15 protein-coding genes are annotated in these 15,263 nt (G+C 65.9%); 12 read left to right on the top strand and 3 right to left on the bottom strand.

Translation table 11 applies throughout. The features are described 5' to 3' along the window. Positions 1–140: 140 nt before the first annotated feature. Positions 141–593: a DNA polymerase III subunit chi gene (locus XI09_RS37895; RefSeq protein ID WP_271571446.1), complete on the bottom strand. Its 453-nt coding sequence runs from the start codon at positions 591–593 to the stop codon at positions 141–143. Then, entirely contained in the window at positions 590–2,095 is a 1,506-nt protein-coding gene (locus XI09_RS37890) for a leucyl aminopeptidase (protein ID WP_271571445.1), read from the bottom strand. The genes XI09_RS37895 and XI09_RS37890 overlap by 4 nt, the downstream gene beginning before the upstream one ends. Positions 2,096–2,435: 340 nt before the next feature. On the opposite strand from XI09_RS37890, the gene lptF reads away from it, so the two are divergent. The 12 genes from lptF (at position 2,436) to XI09_RS37830 (ending at position 14,668) form a co-directional block, all read left to right on the top strand. Continuing rightward, a complete protein-coding gene (gene lptF, locus XI09_RS37885) occupies positions 2,436–3,605 on the top strand; it encodes an LPS export ABC transporter permease LptF (protein ID WP_271571444.1) in 1,170 nt (389 codons plus the stop codon). Continuing rightward, positions 3,602–4,699, top strand: coding sequence for an LPS export ABC transporter permease LptG (gene lptG / locus XI09_RS37880; RefSeq protein WP_271571443.1), 1,098 nt, complete (start codon positions 3,602–3,604; stop codon positions 4,697–4,699). The genes lptF and lptG overlap by 4 nt, the downstream gene beginning before the upstream one ends. After that, positions 4,699–7,185: an LPS-assembly protein LptD gene (locus XI09_RS37875; protein ID WP_442869649.1), complete on the top strand. Its 2,487-nt coding sequence runs from the start codon at positions 4,699–4,701 to the stop codon at positions 7,183–7,185. The genes lptG and XI09_RS37875 overlap by 1 nt, the downstream gene beginning before the upstream one ends. 68 nt (positions 7,186–7,253) lie before the next feature. Then, on the top strand, positions 7,254–8,180 hold the full coding sequence (locus XI09_RS37870; protein WP_271571441.1) for a SurA N-terminal domain-containing protein: 927 nt from the start codon (positions 7,254–7,256) through the stop codon (positions 8,178–8,180). Continuing rightward, the gene (gene pdxA / locus XI09_RS37865; RefSeq protein WP_271571440.1) at positions 8,180–9,217 is read left to right on the top strand and encodes a 4-hydroxythreonine-4-phosphate dehydrogenase PdxA; all 1,038 of its coding nucleotides are present in this window, start codon (positions 8,180–8,182) and stop codon (positions 9,215–9,217) included. The genes XI09_RS37870 and pdxA overlap by 1 nt, the downstream gene beginning before the upstream one ends. Further along, positions 9,217–10,071, top strand: coding sequence for a 16S rRNA (adenine(1518)-N(6)/adenine(1519)-N(6))-dimethyltransferase RsmA (gene rsmA, locus XI09_RS37860; RefSeq protein ID WP_271571439.1), 855 nt, complete (start codon positions 9,217–9,219; stop codon positions 10,069–10,071). Before pdxA ends, rsmA begins: the two co-directional genes overlap by 1 nt. Before the next feature lie 25 nt (positions 10,072–10,096). Continuing rightward, positions 10,097–11,155: an alcohol dehydrogenase gene (locus tag XI09_RS37855; RefSeq protein ID WP_271571438.1), complete on the top strand. Its 1,059-nt coding sequence runs from the start codon at positions 10,097–10,099 to the stop codon at positions 11,153–11,155. Positions 11,156–11,209: 54 nt separating this feature from the next. Further along, entirely contained in the window at positions 11,210–11,440 is a 231-nt protein-coding gene (locus XI09_RS37850; RefSeq protein ID WP_271571437.1) for a hypothetical protein, read from the top strand. Between the two features lie 206 nt (positions 11,441–11,646). Beyond that, complete coding sequence (locus XI09_RS37845; RefSeq protein WP_271571436.1) at positions 11,647–11,838, top strand: hypothetical protein; 192 nt, start codon at positions 11,647–11,649, stop codon at positions 11,836–11,838. A 43-nt stretch (positions 11,839–11,881) separates the two neighbouring features. Beyond that, positions 11,882–12,058, top strand: a complete 177-nt coding sequence (locus XI09_RS37840) for a hypothetical protein (RefSeq protein ID WP_271571435.1) — start codon at positions 11,882–11,884, stop codon at positions 12,056–12,058. Between the two features lie 55 nt (positions 12,059–12,113). Continuing rightward, a complete protein-coding gene (locus XI09_RS37835) occupies positions 12,114–12,335 on the top strand; it encodes a hypothetical protein (protein WP_271571434.1) in 222 nt (73 codons plus the stop codon). A 1,106-nt stretch (positions 12,336–13,441) separates the two neighbouring features. Further along, a complete protein-coding gene (locus XI09_RS37830; RefSeq protein ID WP_271571433.1) occupies positions 13,442–14,668 on the top strand; it encodes a hypothetical protein in 1,227 nt (408 codons plus the stop codon). Here XI09_RS37830 and gmk read toward each other — a convergent pair. Beyond that, positions 14,601–15,260, bottom strand: coding sequence for a guanylate kinase (gene gmk, locus XI09_RS37825; RefSeq protein WP_027542981.1), 660 nt, complete (start codon positions 15,258–15,260; stop codon positions 14,601–14,603). The genes XI09_RS37830 and gmk overlap by 68 nt on opposite strands. Between the last annotated feature and the right edge of the window lie 3 nt (positions 15,261–15,263).

Raw genomic sequence — 15,263 nt, 5'->3', positions numbered from 1 at the left:
TTTGATGTCGCACGATAAACTAAATTCCCCGCGTGAAGGACCAGCCCTAAACGATTGTCCCAACATCACTTTGCGGCACGAAGGTGACCAAGACCAGCCTTACCCTAAAAGTACAAATTATCATTAATTGCCGACGACCGCTAATTCCGCCGCTGCCACCGGCCCCGTTCGTCGGCCTGCCAATAGGTGACATCAAATCCCCGCGCCTTGCAATCCGTCCAGGCGCTGCGGGCGAACGCCAGCGCGTCCGGATCGTCGCCGTTGAACAGCAGCACCATGCGTTCATAGCCCTGGGCGTCCTGCGGCAGCGCGGCGTTGTCGATCAGGAAGCGGACATGGGCGCCGTTGGGATTGCCCTCCTCGATCGCCAGCACGATCGGCTGGTCGGCGGCATCGTTCACGCGCCATGTCGCATGCGGCAGGAAGGAATCGTCGCGATAGGTCCACAGATGCGCATCCAGCGCATCGGCGCGTTCCTCCGAGGTCGACTGCACCACGACGCGCCAGCCGCGCTCGATCGATTTCTCGAGAAGCGGCGGCAACACGTTCTCCACCGTCATGTTTTGCAGATGGTAGAACAGCACTTCCGTCATTTGCGCTCGTAATGATCTGCCACCAGACGATCCAGCAGGCGGACGCCATAGCCGCTTCCCCAGCTCTGGTTGATGTCGGTCTTCGGCGCGCCCATGGCGGTGCCGGCGATGTCGAGATGCGCCCAGGGCGTGCCGTCGACGAAGCGCTGGAGGAACTGCGCCGCGGTGATCGAGCCGCCATGGCGGCCGCCGGTGTTCTTCATGTCGGCGAACTGGGAATCGATCAGCTTGTCATATTCGGGGCCGAGCGGCAGGCGCCAGACCTTCTCGCCGCTCTCGATGCCGGCCGTCAGCAGCCGGTCGGCCAGCTCGTCATTGTTGGAGAACATGCCGGCATGTTCGGTGCCGAGCGCGACCACGATCGCGCCGGTGAGCGTCGCCAGGTCCACCATGAATTTCGGTTTCGTCTTCTTGGCCACGTACCAGAGCACGTCGGCCAGCACGAGGCGGCCTTCGGCGTCGGTGTTGATGATCTCGATGGTCTGGCCCGACATCGAGGTGACGATGTCGCCCGGCCGCTGCGCATTGCCGTCGGGCATGTTCTCGACGAGGCCGATGGCCCCGACCACGTTGGCCTTGGCCTTGCGCGCCGCAAGCGCGTGCATCAGGCCGACGACGCAGGCAGCCCCGCCCATGTCGCCCTTCATGTCCTCCATACTGCCGGCCGGCTTGATCGAGATGCCGCCGGTGTCGAAGCAGACGCCCTTGCCGACGAAGGCGACCGGGGCCTCACCCTTCTTGCCGCCGTCCCAGCGCATGATCACGGTGCGGCTCGGCCGCGTCGAGCCCTGGCCGACGCCGAGCAGCGCGCCCATGCCGAGCTTGTCCATCGCCTTGACGTCGAGCACCTCGACCTTGACGCCGAGCTTGCGGAGCAGGCTCGCGCGGCGCGCGAATTCCTCGGGGAAAAGCACGTTCGGCGGCTCGTTGACGAGGTCGCGCGCGATGATCACGCCGTCGACGACGTGACCGGCCGAGGCAAACGCCTTCTTGGCGGCGGCGACATCGCCCACCGCAAGCGAGATGTCGGCGCGTGAGCCGCCCTCCTCGCCGTCCTTCTTCTTGGTCTTGTAGCGGTCGAACTTGTAGGCGCGCAGCCGCAGGCCCGAGGCGATCGCAACCGCCTGCTCGCTCGTCATGGCGCCGTCAGGCAGTTCCGCCATGATGGTCATGGCGGCAGCACCGGCGGAGAGCTTGCCCGCCGCCACGCCGCCGAATTTGAAGAAGTCGTTCGCCTTCAGGCCCGTCGCCTTGCCGGCCCCGACCCCGATCACGATCAGGCGGGTGGCCTTCACCCCCTCCGGAGCCAGGATGTCCAGCGCGGCGCCGCTTTTGCCTTTGAAAGCGGCGGCCGAGGCCGCCCGCTTCACGAGTTCGGTAGCGCCGCCCAGCGCCTTGGCGGTCGCAGGGCCCAGCTTCAAACCGTCGTCGCAGAACACGACCAGGATGCCACGGGCGGCGGCAGACAACTGGACGAAGCCGACCTTGATGGCATCGGACATGGGTAACTCCTCCAAAACATGGGGCTTTTCGCCGCTCGGCGGTTCCGGCCACGGGCCGGCGCTGAACGGCGATTCACTGGACTTTTGCCACTATGGGCCACCGGCGGGGCAGATGCCAAGCACCGCCCGTGGCCGCCAGGCCACAACGAGGGAAATATTAACCATATATTGAGGGTGCCATGGGGCAGCCATTTTGTTGACGGATCAAAGGGATGGTAGTGAGAGAGTAAGCTGGCGTAAGAGCTGTTTGTCCGACCTTGGGGATCCCCTTTCGGGGATTGGTTGGGCGGCCAGAGCTCCGGCCGACATTGGGGACTTGGTGGGATTCGTGCGGTAGCGCATGGGGTCAATCGATAGGTATATCTTCCGCACGACGCTGGCGTCGTTTGCGCTGGTCCTGGTCAGCCTCACCGGCGTGATCTGGATTACGCAGGCGTTGCGCGGCATCGACCTGATGACGAGCCAGGGCCAGACCATCCTCACCTTCCTCGGCATCACCAGCCTCGTCGTGCCCGCGCTGGTCCTGATCATCTCGCCGATCGCGCTGATGATCGCGATCTCGCACACGCTGAACAAGCTCGCGACCGATTCCGAGATCATCGTGATGAATGCCGCCGGCTTCTCGCCGTTCCGGCTGTTCTATCCGTTCTTCTACGCCACCTGCGTGGTGGCGCTGCTGGTCGCCTTCATCGCGGCCTATCTCGCGCCCGACGGCATGCGGCGGATCAAGCAGTGGGACGCCGAGATCACCGCCGACGTGCTCACCAACATCCTCCAGCCCGGCCGCTTCGCCCAGCTCGACAAGAACCTGACGATCCGGATTCGCGAACGCCAGCCCGGCGGCATTCTCGCCGGCATCTTCATCGACGACCGCCGCGATCCCAACGAGCGAGTCTCGATCGTCGCCGAGCATGGCGAGGTCGTGAAGAACGACACCGGCTCGTTCCTGGTGCTGGAGACGGGCAATCTCCAGCGCTTCGAGGCGGGCAAACGCGATCCCGCGCTGGTGGCGTTCGGCCGTTACGGCTTCGACATGTCGAAGTTCTCGGGCCAGGGCCGCGACGTCACTCTCGGCATCCGCGAGCGCTATCTCTGGGAGCTGTTCTCGCCGTCCGAGGACGATCCCGTCTACAAGCAGATTCCCGGTCAGTTCCGCTCGGCCTTGCATGACAGCCTGTTGGCGCCGATCTATCCGTTCGCCTTTGCCGTGCTGACCTTCGCCTTCCTCGGTGCGCCGCGCACCACCCGCCAGAGCCGCAATTTCTCGATCGGCTCGTCCATCGTCGCGGTGTTCGGCCTGCGCATGGCCGGCTTCGCCTGCTCGGTCATGGCGGTGAAGTCGCCGGGCGCGGTGCTGGTCCAATACGCCATGGTCATGGGCGCCATCGGCGTCGGGCTGTGGCTGATCGTCGGCGGCATCGTGGTGGAGCCGCCGCCCCGCCTCATGGAGGCCATCAACAGGTCGAACGCGCGCATTGCACGGCTGTTCAGGCGGCCGGCCACCGCATGAGCATGCTCACCAATACACTCGGGCGCTATTTCGCCGGCCGCTTCGTGGTCGCGGCGCTTGGCGTGTTCGCGAGCATTTTCCTGCTCCTGGTGCTGGTCGACTACATCGAGATGGTGCGCAAGACGTCGGGCCTTGCATCCGCCTCGGCGATCATGGTGGCCGAGACCTCGCTGTTCCGCGTGCCCCAGCTGCTGGAGAAGCTGACGCCGTTCTGCATGCTGATCGGCGCCATGACCTGCTATCTCGCCCTCTCCCGCCGGCTGGAGCTCGTGGTCGCGCGCGCCGCCGGCATCTCGGCCTGGCAGTTCATCTCGCCGGCGCTCGGCAGCGCGCTCCTGATCGGGGTGATCGCCACCGTCGCCTACAATCCGATGTCGGCCAATCTGCGCGAGCTCTCCAAGCGGATGGAGGCCGAGCTGTTCGGCTCGGCGCCCGGCGGCGGCATCCAGGACGCCTCCGGCTTCTGGCTCAACCAGGTGACCAACGACGGCCAGACGATCATCAATGCAGCGCGCAGCGAGCAGCAGGGTGTCCGGCTCACGGGGCTCACGTTGTTCCGGTTTGACACAGAGCAGCACTTCAAGGAGCGCGTCGAGGCGCGCGAGGCGGAGCTCGAAGCCGGACAGTGGATATTCAGGAACGTCCGCCGCTTCTCGCTCGACGCGCCGCCGATCGAGCAGGCCGTCCTGGCAATTCCGACGACGCTGACCGAGGCCCAGGTCCGCAACAGCTTTTCCACACCCGAGACTGTGTCCTTTTGGCAACTACCGAGCTACATCCGCTCCTCCGAAAGCTCAGGCTTCGCGACAGCCGGCTATCGACTCCAGTATCACAAGCTGTTGGCGCAGCCGTTTTTGCTCGCCGCCATGGTGATGCTCGCGGCCTCGGTGTCGTTGCGTTTCTTCCGGATGGGCGGCGTGCAGAAGATGGTTTTGAGTGGCGTGGGCGCAGGCTTTCTGCTCTACGTTCTGTCGAAAGTGACTGAAGACTTGAGCAAGGCTGAGTTGATGCATCCGATCGCTGCGGCGTGGTTGCCCGTGGTGGTGGGCGGCCTCACCGGCTTCTTGGCCTTGTTGTATCAGGAGGACGGTTAGTGACTGCCGTCCGTCGAGGGCCCGTGTCTCGTCTGACGCGCCGCACTGTGTTGCGCGCGAGCGGGTGCGGCTTGTCCGTTCGCAGGCTGCTGCTCGCTGTCGTCGCTGCGGCCTCGCTCGGCGCGCTGATCGACCTTGCCGCGGTGGTGCCGGCCTCCGCCCAGAGTTTCACCTACAACCCGCTGCCGCCGCGTCCGAAGCCGCCGAAGGCTGCCAACGACAACCAGATGCTGGTTCAGGCGACCGAGGTCGACTACGACTACAACAATTCGCGCGTCTCCGCGGTCGGTAACGTCCAGCTGTTCTACAACGGCACCAGCGTCGAGGCCGACAAGGTCATCTACGACCAGAAGACCAAGCGGCTCCATGCCGAAGGCAACATCCGCATGACGGATGCCGACGGCAAGATCACCTATGCCGAGATCATGGATCTCTCGGACGACTACCGCGACGGTTTCGTCGATTCGCTGCGCGTCGACACCGCCGACCAGACCCGCATGGCCGCGAGCCGCGCCGACCGCTCCAGCGGCAACTACACGGTGTTCGAGAACGGCGTCTACACGGCCTGCGCGCCGTGCAAGGACGATCCGAAGAAGCCGCCGCTGTGGCAGGTCAAGGGTGCGCGCATCATCCACGACCAGCAGGAGAAGATGCTGTATTTCGAGACGGCGCAGCTCGAATTCTTCGGCGTGCCGCTCGCCTACATGCCCTATTTCTCGACGCCCGACCCGACCGTGAAGCGCAAGACCGGCTTCCTGATGCCGTCTTACGCGTCGAATACGCCGTTCGGCTACGGCGTCGAAGTCCCGTTCTACTGGGCGATCGCGCCCGACATGGACATGACCCTCAGCCCGCGCATCACGTCCCGGCAGGGCGTGTTGTTCCAGGCTGAATTCCGCCAGCGCCTGCTGGACGGCGCCTACCAGATCCGCGCCTATGGCATCAACCAGCTCGACCCGGGCGCGCTCGCCGGTCAGCCCGGCGACCGCGAGTTCCGCGGCGCGATCGACACCAAGGGGCAGTTCGCGCTGAACGACAAATGGGTCTGGGGCTGGGACGGCGTAGTCATGTCCGACTACTACTTCTTCTCGGACTACCGCCTGTCGCAGTACCGTGATCCGCTCGGATCGTTCCTGATCCTGCCGACCGACGCGCTGTCGCAGCTCTACCTGACCGGCGTCGGCAATCGCAGCTTCTTCGACGCGCGCACGATGTACTGGCTGAGCTACTCGGGCAACCAGAGCCAGGTGCCGGTCGTCTACCCCGTGATCGACTACTCGAACGTGCTCAACTATCCGGTCTTCGGCGGCGAGTTCAGCTACAAGACCAATTTCGTGAACCTGTCGCGTGATACCGCCGTGTTCGATCCGATCACGACGCTCGCCAACACCAACAGCCTGTGCACGACGGCGTCGGCCGATCCGCTCGCGCGCACGCCGTCGCAGTGCCTGCTGCGCGGCTTCCCCGGCACCTATACCCGCCTGACGGCGGAAGCGCAGTGGCGCAAATCCTTCACCGACCCGCTCGGCCAGATCTGGACGCCGTTCGCCAGCCTGCGCGCCGATGCGATCAACTCCTCGGTCTCGAACCAGCCGGGCGTGTCGAACTACCTGCCGGTCGGCGACACCCAGGCCTTCCGCCTGATGCCGACCGTCGGCCTCGAATACCGCTATCCCTTCATCAACGTTCAGCCCTGGGGCTCCACCACCGTCGAGCCGATCGCGCAGATCATCATCCGCCCGAACGAGACCTATGCCGGCAAGCTTCCGAACGAGGACGCGCAGAGCGTGGTGTTCGACACCTCGAATCTGTTCAGCGTCGACAAGTTCTCCGGTTACGACCGCGTCGAGGGCGGCGGCCGCGCCAATGTCGGCGTGCAGGCCACCACCCAGTTCGACAAGGGCGGCGCCGTCAAGGCGCTGTTCGGCCAGTCCTACCAGCTGTTCGGCATGAACTCCTACGCGGTCCAGGACTCCATCAACACGGGCCTGGATTCCGGGCTCGACAAGCCCCGCTCCGACTACGTGGCGAGCCTCGCCTACTCGCCCAACCGCACCTACACGTTCAGCGTCCGCTCCCGCATGGACGAGCAGACCTGGAACGTCCAGCGCTTCGAGGCCGAAGGCCGCGCCAACTTCGATCGCTGGTCGATCAGCATGATGTACGGCAACTACGCGCCGCAGCCGGAACTCGGCTATCTGACGCGCCGCGAGGGCATCCTGACCACGGGCTCGATCAAGGTCGCGACCAACTGGGTGGTGTCGGGCTCGGCACGCTGGGACCTCGAGGCCAACAAGATCAACCAGTATGTGCTCGGCGCCGGCTATGTCGACGATTGCTTCGTGCTGGCGGCGAACTATGTAACTTCGTATAGCTACTCCGCGGGCTCGACGCCGCCCGTCCTGAGCCACGCGTTCATGTTCCAGATTGGCCTGCGTACGCTGGCGACCTCGTCGACGAGCAGCGGCTCCGGCGTCCTCCAGTAAACGGTTTGAAGTGCCGGTCGCGTTTTCCCAATCGCAGGTTCACCGCGGCTGACATGCGAGCGATATAAATGACGACTGCTTTGCCTATGTTCCGCCTCCTCCTCGTCCTCGCCGCCCTGTTTCTGGCCGCCGCGCCGTCGCGCGCGCAGAACATCGTCGTCATGGTCAACGGCGATCCGATCACCGATTTCGACATCGACCAGCGCTCCAAGCTCGACCAGCTGACGACGCAGAAGACCCCGAGCCGGCAGGAGGTCATCAACGAGCTGATCGACGACAGGGTGAAGCTGAAGGAAGGCAAGAAGTACGGCGTCGATCCCGGCGTCTCCGACATCAACCAGTCCTACGAGGGCATGGCGCAGCGCATGCGCATCTCGACGGATCAGCTGACCAAGTCGCTCGAGGTCAAAGGCGTCCGCCCCGAAACGCTGAAGGCCCGGATGAAGTCCGAGATGGTCTGGACCAGCCTCGTGCGCGGCCGCTTCAAGGAGAAGCTGCTGGTCGGCGAGCGCGACGTCGCGCAGGCGGTGCAGGCCCAGACCGGCGACAAGCTCCAGATCGAGGGCACCGAATACAAGATGCAGCCGATCGTGCTGATCGTGCCGCGCGGCTCCTCCCCGACCTTCCTGGAGACGCGGAAGAAGGAGGCCGAGACCTACCGCTCGCGCGTTGCGAGCTGCGAGGAGGCCAATTCGCTGTTCCGCTCGACGCCGAACGCCACCATCCGCGACAGCGTCACCAAGACGACCGCAGAACTGCCCGAGGCACTGCGCAAGGTGCTCGACGACACGCCGATCGGCCATCTCACCGCGCCCGAGGTGACCAGGGCCGGCATCGAGATGGTCGTGCTGTGCTCGCGCAAGCCGACCATGATCGACACGCCGAAGAAGCGCGAGATCCGCGAGAAGATGTACACCGAGAAGTACGAGAAGACCCAGAAGGCCTATCTCGACGAGCTCCGCAAGGCGGCGATGATCGAATATCGCAACCGCTGATGGCCAACCACGCAGCAAAGCCCCTCGCGCTGACGCTGGGAGAGCCTGCCGGCATCGGCCCCGACATCACGATTGCGGCCTGGCTCCGGCGCCGCGAGCTGAACCTGCCCGCCTTCTACCTGCTCGGCGACGAGGCGCTGATCGCGCGGCGCGCCAAGACACTGGGCAAGACACTGGGTAAGGCGCACGGCGCCGAGATCCGGATCGCCTCCGTGAGCGCGCACGAGGCCGCGGCCGCCTTCACCGAGGCCCTGCCCGTGGTTGCGACCGGCGAGCGCGCAACGGCCGAACCCGGCCAGCCCGACGCCTCCAGCGCGCCGGCCGCGCTCGCCTCGATCCGCCAGGCGGTGGCCGATGTCCGCGCCGGCCGCGCCGGCGCCGTCGTCACCAACCCGATCGCCAAGAGCGTGCTCTACCGCGCGGGCTTCCGCCATCCCGGCCACACCGAATTCCTCGCCGAGCTCGCCGCAGAGGACGGCCGCGTGCCGCAGCCGGTGATGATGCTGTGGTCGCCGCGGCTCGCCGTGGTGCCCGTGACAATCCACGTCTCCTTGCGCGACGCGCTGTCCCAGCTGACGAGCGAATTGATCGTGTCGACCGTGCGCATCGTCGCGACCGAACTGAAATCCCGCTTCGGCATCACGAGGCCGCGCATCGCGATCTCCGGCCTCAACCCGCACGCCGGCGAGGACGGCTCGCTCGGCCACGAGGAGCAGACGGTGATTGCGCCGGCGCTCAAGACGTTGCGCAATGACGGCATCGACGCAAGAGGCCCGCTGCCCGCCGACACCATGTTCCACGAGGCTGCGCGCAACAGCTATGACTGCGCGGTCTGCATGTATCACGACCAGGCGCTGATCCCGATCAAGACGGTCGCCTTCGACGACGCCGTCAACGTCACGCTCGGCCTGCCCTTCATCCGCACCTCGCCCGATCACGGCACCGCCTTCGACATCGCCGGCACCGGCAAAGCCAATCCGGCGAGCCTGATCGCGGCGCTTCAGCTCGCCAGCCGCATGGCGGCTGCCAAAACCTGATGAGCGCGATCGACGACCTCCCGCCGCTGCGCGAGGTCATTCGCCGGCACGCGCTGTCGGCCCGCAAGTCGCTCGGCCAGAATTTCCTGCTCGATCTCAACCTCACCGCGCGCATCGCGCGCGCGGCGGCGCCGCTGGATGACTCCACCATCGTCGAGATCGGCCCGGGCCCGGGCGGGCTGACGCGTGCGCTGCTTGCGCTCGGCGCCAGGCGCGTCATCGCCATCGAGCATGACGAGCGCGCAATCCCCGCCTTGCAGGATATTTCCGAACGCTATCCCGGCCGGCTCGAGATCGTCCACGGCGATGCCATGACCTTCGACCCGCGACCACTGCTCAATGGCGAAAGCGCAAAAATCGTCGCCAATCTGCCCTACAACATCGCGACCCAGCTTCTGATCGACTGGCTCACCGCCGAACCGTGGCCACCCTGGTACGACATGATGGTCCTGATGTTCCAGCGCGAGGTCGGCGAGCGCATCGTGGCGCGCGAGGACGAGGAGGCCTATGGCCGCCTCGGCGTGCTCGCCAACTGGCGCTGCGAGACCAAGATCCTGTTCGACATTGCGCCGTCCGCCTTCGTGCCGCCGCCGAAGGTGACCTCCTCCGTCGTGCGCCTGGTGCCGCGCACCGAGCCGCTCGCTTGCGATCGCAGGCTGCTCGAACAGGTCGCAGCCGCCGCCTTCGGCCAGCGCCGCAAGATGCTGCGGCAGAGCCTGAAATCGCTGGGCGTCGATCCGGCGCGGCTTGCGCAGGCCGCCGGCGTCGATGCGACGCGGCGCGCCGAGACCATTCCGATATCGGGCTTTGTTGCCATGGCGCGTGAATTGGCGGATATACGAGCCGAAACGTAAGAATGGAAATTCCGGAGGAAAGAAAATGGCGTTGATGCGTCGGCAGTCCCTGGTCAAGTTCGATGCGCCGCTGTGCGAGACCATCGTCGACACGCCCAAGCCGCAAGGCCGCGAAGTCCTCGTGCGCATCGAGCGCTGCGGCCTCTGCCATTCCGACCTGCACATCCAGGACGGCTATGCCGATCTCGGCGGCGGCAAGAAGCTCGACACCACGCGCGGCATGACGCTGCCCTTCACGCTCGGCCACGAGATCGCCGGCGTCGTCGATGAAGTCGGCCCCGACGTTCCGGCCGCCCTCGTCGGCAGCAAGAAGGCGGTGTTTCCGTGGATCGGCTGCGGCCAGTGCCGCGACTGCAAGAACGGCGACGAGAACCTCTGCGTCAAGCAGCGCTTCCTCGGCGTCTCCATCGACGGCGGCTTCGCCACCCACGTGCTGGTACCCGACGCGAAATATCTGCTCGACTACGATCCCCTGCCCGTCAACCAGGCCGCGACCCTGATGTGCTCCGGCGTCACCGCCTACGGCGCGCTCAAGCGTCTGGTCGACCGTCCGCGCCAGCGCAACCTGCTGCTGATCGGTCTCGGCGGCGTCGGCATGATGGGCCTGTCGTTCGCGCAGGCGATGTTCAAGCAGCCGATCACGGTCGCCGACCTCTCGCCGGCCGCGCGCGACACCGCACTGAACAACGGCGCCGCCGTCGCCTACGATCCGGCCGAGCCTGACGTGATCAAGCGCATCCTCAAGGAGACCGACGGCGGGTTTGACGAGATCGTCGATTTCGCCGGCAACGAGAAGTCGATGGCGTTTGCGGTCGCGGTCGCCGCGCGCGGCGGCAAGATCGTGGTCTCCGGCCTGATGGGCGGCCAGTTCACGCTGCCGATGGTGCAGTGGGTCTACAAGCGCATGACCATCGAAGGCTTCATGGTCGGCACGCTTGCGGAGGCCCAGGAGCTGATGGCGCTGGCCCGCGCCGGCAAGATCAAGCCGACGCCGATGCGCGAGGAGCCGATGGGCGACGTCCAGAAATGGATCGACGAATTGCGCGCCGGCAAGGTCGTCGGCCGCATCGTGCTGAAGAACTAGAGCACGTATCAGCGCCCGCGCGGAACGCCGGCGGCCGCGCTGCGTTGGTAGCGCATGTCCATTCGCTGCACGGTCGAGAGCGCATTCTTCATCGCCTGGAGCTTCCTGGAGCAGAGCGGAGAGCTCGGTCCTCCGGACGAGACTGCGAACGTCATTCTCGACGCCATCGAAGCGCAGATCAAAACCGGCGAACGCCGGCAGTTGATGCTCGCGAACAGGGCGATCGACGTCTTCCGTGCCCACGCGGCGAAGCGCCGGCCGTCGCAGGAAGCCCACGTCGGGTGACGGACGGCGGGCGATACCCTCGGCCCCCCCGTTCCGGCAAATGCGCCACCGCCACCGCGGCCCAATGCCTACCCCTTCGACGAATGCAACCAGGTCCCGCTTCGCCACACCATCATCGCGATCGCCAGCCGATCATTTCGGTCTGACATTGGAACGTCGCGCCTGCGACGTGTTTGTCTCCCGTGAAGGCAACGACGGAGTCAGTGATGACAAAGCCGCTGGCAAAGACAGTGCAACCTGTTCCTGAAGAAAACCAGAGCCACAAGGGCGCCGGCAGCGCGCCGTCGGTCCCGGTCGACACCACCAAGGGCCACCGTGACGACGAGAAGCAGAATATTCGCGAGCAGGCGGCGCATGGCAACCTGACCCAGAACACAAGCAACAGGCGGATGGGATAAGCGATCAGACGTCGGCGGGGGATTGAAACGAGGAGAAACGAACGTGGTCAATCTCGGCAAGTGGTACGATCCCATATCCGAACGCTGGATCGCACCGCGCGAACCCCGCCTGGAGGCTGCATCCTCCTCAACGAGCGAGAACCACGTCCTGGAGCTTCAGAGGACGGTCGAAATCCGGCGTATCTGGCGCGCGCTCGTCGATTGCTGCGCACGCGGCTGATGCTGGCACGCAGCCGTGGGAGGAACAAGCCGTCGATCGCACCGTTGGTACCTGCATGACCGATCCCGCATCACCCGCAAGGCCCGTCGCAGCCGCGATACGCTTCCTCTCGATCATCGTCGGTTGCGCCTGCCTGCTGCTCGCGGCCGTCTGCTTCGCCATCGCGGCGCAGGTCTTCATTCAGACCGGCGTATTCGCGCAGTCCTACGTGATGGTAGGCCTCATCAGCGCCGCATTGGGGCTGCTGGCGCTGACGCTGGCGCGCGTCTGGAAATAGGCCTCGCAGTTTCGCTCCTTCGCTTGGCTCCCGCCAAGAAGCCGTCTCCTGCTCCGTCATTAGGAAGCCGTCTCCCGCCCCGTCATTCCGGGATGCGTGCGCGAGCACGCAGGCCCGGAATCCATCGGGCCACGTGTCGTGCCGTGCGATGGATTCCGGGTTCGCCCTTTCAGGGCGCCCCGGAATGACAGGCGGAAGTCAGGGCAGCCCCCGTGACCTGTCGGGCAAAACACCCCCGTCAATCCCTTCCCGCGAAAATATTTCGTTTTTCCGAATTTCGGATTTATGGCATACACCCTTCATCCCGGCCCTGCCAAAGGGGCGTTCCCGATCGTCACGATTTGCGGGCCGGGTGGCGGTGGACGCGGCAGCGTCGGCGCGGTCAGCGTGATGGCAGGGCGGGCAACCGTGAGGCATCCACGCGACGCGGTACGACACGGCGCAGCAACAGCGGGCCCATCGGTCGTCTTGGGTGAGCACACGCAAGCCCCTGATGACCGGGCGGGACCGTCCGCGGACGGAGAAGTCGTGTGGTCCTGACGCCCGGGGTCTGTGCGTCAAGGCTCGCGGTGATGTGGCGGCCCGACCGGGCGCGCGCATCAGCGATCCGCGAGGCGACGGGGGCAATAGTGCATCGCTCCCCGGGGAGAGCACGAAGGACACCGTTAAAACCATCCGCGCAGGGAAGGCCGGGCGACCGGCATCACCTGTGGTCCAAACCGTGTGCATTCCTTGTAGCGCACGGATCTCGGGTGCCGCCGGCGCCCGGCCTTCCCTGCGCCCTTTGGCCAAGAAGGGCGATGAGTTGAAGCAAGGCTCGGGCAGAACCTGTCGCGAGACTGTGGAGCCATGGTCACGGCCCGTTCCAGACGCCCCTCCTCGCCGCGTGCGGCGGTTCTAAAACCTTCCGCCGCTGCGACGGCTGCTCGGGAACCTGGAGCTCGACCGGGCAATAGCGCCGGCAAAATGCCTGATTTCGTGGCGGAACGACCGCCGCGCAGGCCCGATTTAAGCCTCATCCTTTCCGGATTTGCGGCTCATTGCCACCCAACTCTTTGAAGAGAAAGGGAAGCTTAAGAGTTGCGTCGCGTAACCGGGAGACCAGGATGGGCAACCGCACCGCAAAGTTCATATCCGCGCTTGTCGGCAGCATCATTGCCGGCGCGCCACTGGCCGCCGTGTCGCAGAACGCGCCGAGCGCATCGAGCACGGCCAATGCGGCCGCCGACTGCCTCGCCTCGCCGAAGAGCACCGCGCCGCAGGGACAGCACTGGCACTATCGCCTCGATCGCGCGACCAAGCGACAGTGCTGGTACCTGCGCGCCGAAGGCGGCAAGGCGACGCAAAGCGCGCAGGCGACGGCCGACACACCGAACGCAGATCCAGCCGCGCCGCCATCGCTGCAGAACGCCCGCGCGGAATACATTGCACCGCAGATCGGTGCCGCACCGGGCTCGCCGAACATGACCGCGCCCGCGCCGGCCGCAACGAATGCACCGCCGGTCACGCAACAGCCGCCGGGCGCCATCGCCGACAACAACGCGCAACAGCCCGCCGTCGCCGCGCGCTGGCCCGATGCCTCCACGACATCCGCTGCGCCCGCGCCGCAGCCGGCGCCCGCGACCCAGCCGAGCGCGAAGCCGGCAAAGGCCGGCGCCCCGGTGGTGCTCGCCGCAGCCGAAATTCCCGCCGACAAGCCAACCGGCTCGCTCCAGATGCTCCTGCTCGTGATCGGCGGCGCCTTGGCGATCGCCGGCATCCTCGCCAGCGTCATCTACCGCTTCGCCGGCGGGCGCGCGCGCGTCCGCGTCCAGGCGAACGACCACCGCCGCGTGAATTGGGACGATCGGGAGCCGCAGAACCGGGACGAGGGCCGCGCGCCGTGGCTCGAAGGGAAGCCGGCCGTCACGCCGCGCGCGCAGCCGCCGCGTCCGATCGATTTCGACGCCGCACGGCCCCAGGCGGCACAGCTCGCCGCAATCGACCGCAAGATCGATATGATCGAAGCGCACGAGCCGGCTGGCGTCACCGAAGTCGCGGAATCCGGCGAGCCCGAGATCGCGGCATTCGACAGGGAATTCGAGATCGAGGCCCGTGCACCTCGGCTCGCGGCCGACCAGGCCGACAGCAATGAAGAGCCGGCTGGTCGCGATGAGGATGCGGTCAACATCGACATCATCACCACGATGCTGGAACGGCTGCTGCAGGAAGGGCCGCGGCTGAAGCAGCCTGGCCTTGGCTCTAACCCTGGCTCTAACCCTGGCTCTAACCTTGGAGCTGGCCTTGCAAACCTCGCACGAAACCAACGAGGCCAATCCGCCGCTCGCGCTTGAGTCGCTCGGCCTTCAGGATCGATTGCACCTCGGCGAAGGCCTCGTCGACATCGTGGTTGATCACGATGTAGTCGTACTCGGCCCAGTGGCTCATCTCGTGGCTGGCACGGCTCATGCGCTTGCGGATCACCTCGTCGGAATCCTGCGCGCGCGAATGCAGCCGCTTCTCGAGATCGCCGGCCGACGGCGGCAGGATGAACACGCTGACGACGTCGGCGCGCGCCTTCTCGCGCAGCTGCTGCGTGCCCTGCCAGTCGATGTCGAACAGCACGTCCTGCCCGGCCGATAGCGCCGCCTCGACCGGCGCGCGCGGCGTGCCGTAGCGGTTATCGAACACGGTCGCCCATTCCAGCAGCTCGTCGTCCTTCACCATCGCCTCGAAGCGGGGCTTGTCGACGAACAGATAGTCGCGGCCATCGACCTCGCCGGGCCGCATCGGCCGCGTGGTCGCCGAGACCGACATTCGCAGGCCCGGCATGCGCTCGATCAACAAACGCGACAGCGTCGTCTTGCCTGCGCCCGACGGCGAGGACAGCACGAACATCAATCCGCGCCGCTCGACACCGTCAGTTCCGTGACCGTCCGTCGTCATCGA

Origin of the sequence: Bradyrhizobium sp. CCBAU 11386 (genome assembly GCF_028128955.1) — a bacterium.
Classification (GTDB): Bacteria; Pseudomonadota; Alphaproteobacteria; order Rhizobiales; family Xanthobacteraceae; genus Bradyrhizobium.
Note: the sequence above shows the minus strand (reverse complement) of the source record. Positions and strands in the feature narration are given on the sequence as shown.